The sequence below is a fragment of the Mesorhizobium sp. M7A.F.Ca.US.014.04.1.1 genome (assembly GCF_003998745.1).
Lineage (GTDB): Bacteria > Pseudomonadota > Alphaproteobacteria > Rhizobiales > Rhizobiaceae > Mesorhizobium > Mesorhizobium ciceri.
Map to the genome: position 1 here is coordinate 1 of NZ_RZRW01001402.1, position 535 is coordinate 535.

General features: G+C 66.5%; 1 pseudogene. It reads left to right on the plus strand.

Going from position 1 to position 535, the window contains the following annotated elements:
• A pseudogene (locus tag EOA22_RS36780) lies at positions 1-535 on the plus strand (6-phosphogluconate dehydrogenase (decarboxylating)); the annotation flags it as partial.

Sequence of the window (535 nt, forward strand, 5' to 3'; positions counted from 1 at the left end):
AGGTGCTGCACCGCCACGTCGGGACCGCCGATCATCAGGCAGTAGCCACGCTGGCGCCGGGCGCCGATGCCGGCTCCAATCCGTCCAGGGATGCCGGGACCGCGCCCTTCGGCTACCTGCATTGCGGACCGAGCGGCGCCGGCCACTTCGTCAAGATGGTGCACAACGGCATCGAGTATGGCGTCATGGCCGCCTATGCCGAAGGCATGAACATCCTGAAATCGGCCAATGCAGGCAAGCGGCAACGGACGGCGGACGCCGAGACCAGCCCGCTGGAAAACCCGCAATACTATCAGTTCGACATCGACCTTCCCCAGGTGGCCGAGGTCTGGCGGCATGGCAGCGTTATCGGCTCCTGGCTGCTTGACCTGACGGCCGGCGCCTTGAAAAGCGATCCGGGCCTGGTGAATTTCGGCGGCCGCGTTTCGGATTCCGGCGAAGGCCGCTGGACGCTGAAGGCGGCCATCGACACCGGCGTGCCGGCTCCGGTGCTGTCCTCGGCGCTGTTCGACCGCTTCTCCTCGCAGGGCGAATC